3 protein-coding genes and 1 pseudogene are annotated in these 2,272 nt (G+C 71.2%); 1 reads left to right on the top strand and 3 read right to left on the bottom strand.

The annotated features are described in order from the left end of the window. Positions 1-109: 109 nt before the first annotated feature. The 3 genes from ABT300_RS43385 to ABT300_RS43375 form a co-directional block, all read right to left on the bottom strand. A complete protein-coding gene (locus ABT300_RS43385) occupies positions 110-256 on the bottom strand; it encodes a hypothetical protein (protein WP_351688513.1) in 147 nt (48 codons plus the stop codon). Positions 257-438: 182 nt separating this feature from the next. Continuing rightward, entirely contained in the window at positions 439-720 is a 282-nt protein-coding gene (locus ABT300_RS43380) for a hypothetical protein (RefSeq protein WP_351688510.1), read from the bottom strand. Next, positions 717-1,535 carry a phytanoyl-CoA dioxygenase family protein gene (locus ABT300_RS43375; RefSeq protein WP_351688506.1) on the bottom strand — a complete coding sequence of 273 codons (819 nt, stop codon included), beginning with the start codon at positions 1,533-1,535 and terminating at the stop codon, positions 717-719. The genes ABT300_RS43380 and ABT300_RS43375 overlap by 4 nt, the downstream gene beginning before the upstream one ends. Positions 1,536-1,608: 73 nt before the next feature. Between ABT300_RS43375 and ABT300_RS43370 the strand changes: the two are divergent. Further along, a pseudogene (locus tag ABT300_RS43370) lies at positions 1,609-2,196 on the top strand (AraC family transcriptional regulator); the annotation flags it as partial. Positions 2,197-2,272: the final 76 nt, after the last annotated feature.

Below are 2,272 nucleotides of genomic sequence, written 5' to 3'. Positions count from 1 at the left end.
CGGCGCGAGCGGCGAGCGGGCGGACCTCGCGGCGCTGCTCCCCCTGATGGCCTGAGCGCACGACGGAACCGACCGGTCCGTCGCACACCGACCGGTGCGCCAGTCAGTACTACTCGTCGGCCGCCCCGAACGACGGCGTGCCGGGCAACGCCGTCGACTCCGCCGATCCCGCCACCTGGCGGTGGACCGATGCCTGGTTCGACCAGAACGCGGGCGCCCCGCCGGCCGGCCGTCTGCAGCACTTCGTGATCGACACGAGCCGCGACGGTCGGGGCGCCTGGAGCCCGACACCGGGCAAGTGCAGCGGGGAGCACGCGCAACACCGGTGGCACGATCGACTCCGAGTACGGCATCGTCGACCCGCCCGCCGGCGCCTGGTGGCCCGACCAGGCCCATGCGCCGGCCCGCCCCGCCCCGGCCGGTCGCGGGGCGGTCCGCTCAGGTGGCGGGACGCGGCTCGTCCTCCAGTTTCTCGAAGAAGAACTCGTGTTTGAGGAAGGAGACGTCGTACTCGTGACCGGCCTGGGGCGGCAGCAGCTGGGAGGCCTGGAAAAGGCGCCATCCGTCGCACATCGCGGCGAGCCCGGTGGCGTAGGGCGGCTCGTCGCCGTCGCCGGTCGTGGGGCGGGTCCGGCCGGTCCCGTCGTACCGGGACCAGCCGACGACGTCGGAGTCCAGCGCCGAGGTGGCGAGATAAAGGACCATGACCTGCTGCCTCATGCCCGGCTCCCCTGGGTCGGCCTGTTGGTGACGCGGGTGACCCAGTGCTCGACGTCGAACAGGTCGTCGCCGGTCAGGGCTCGCCACAGCAGGATGCGGTTGTGTATCTCCAGTCGGGCGGTGGCCTGCTCGTACCAGGGGAAGCCGACGGAGAGTTCCGCGGCGACGGCCGGGGCGTGCAGATCGGAGGTGTCCCAGAGGCGCACCTGCGGCACGGTCGGATTGAGTCGGAGCTTGTACATGTGACGGCGGTGCTCGGTGTCGTTGCGGCGCCCGCTGTGCCAGATGCCGTGGTGCAGCAGGACGACCGTCCCCGCAGGGCAGGTCAGACGCGTCTGCCCCCGGAGGTTCTGGACACGTCCGATGTCCGTCTCGTTGATCCTGCGCAGATGGCTTCCCGGCACGCTCAGGGTGCCGCCCATCGCGGCGGTCACCTCGTGCGGGTAGTACATGAGCTGGATGTCGAACGCGTCCGGCCGTACGTCGATGATCGCGTCCGCGTGGAGGTCCTGCGCGTGTCCCTCGTGCGGCTCGCGGACGTGCACGGCGTGGTGGTCGACGGTCGGTCCCGGGCCGACCAGGCTCTCCACCGCGCCGGCGACGACCGGCAGGGCGAGCAGCTCGTGGACGAAGACGTCCCGGGCGAAGGCCTCGCTCAGCGGGGTGCCGTAGGGCACCTGCGGCAGGCCCTCGTCCAGGGCCGCGACGGCCCGCTCGTTGATCTCCTGCGGCACCGCCCCGTCCAGACGCAGGAATCCCTGCGCGACGAAGCGGGCCACCTGAACCGAAGTCAGGAGGTGCTTGCTGGTTGACATGCGACGAACCTATGCGCCCGGTACGGCTGGGTCGTGGGCTGAATTCGTCCACTACTGGTAATTTTCCATCCTCATGAGGACCACGACGCTCTGGCTGGACGAGCCGCCCACCGTGGTGGGCGCCGGCATCGGGGTGCACGGCGTCTCCACCGCGCACGACGTCTTCCGCCTGCCCGACCTGTGGCAGCTGCACCTCTACCACTACGAGGGCTCCCTGTCGCTCGGGCAGTCCGTCCACGCCATACGTCCCGGCCACGTCAGCCTCGTGCCGCCGAACACGGAGGTGCACTTCCACTACCGGGGCAGGTCGGAGCATCTCTACGTCCATCTGCGGCTGCGGGAGAGCGGATCGGCGCGGGCGGTCCCGGTGATGCAGGACGCGGCGGCCGAGAGCGCGCGCCTGGCCGATCTGCTCCGCCGAGCCGTGACGGCCCTGCCGGCCTCGCCCTCGCGGGCCACCGCCGAGGTGTGGGCCGCTCTGTGGCGCATCGCCGAGTTGCCCAGCGGCGAGGGAGAGGGACGCCGCCACCCGTACGTGTCCGCCGCGCAGGCCCACGTCGAGGAGCACCTGGCCGACCCGCTGTCGGTGCCGGACATCGCGCGAGCCGTGGGGATCTCCCACACGCACCTGACGCGCCTGTTCCGTGCCGAGACGGGCCTCATTACGGCCCGAAGTACCTGACGCCCTTCTTCTTGTGGCCGCGCATCACCTGCACGCGCGGGTACTCCTCGTTCAT

Origin of the sequence: Streptomyces sp. NPDC001027, from assembly GCF_040299045.1 — a bacterium.
Classification (GTDB): Bacteria; Actinomycetota; Actinomycetes; order Streptomycetales; family Streptomycetaceae; genus Streptomyces.
This window is presented reverse-complemented; position numbering and strand designations above follow the sequence as displayed.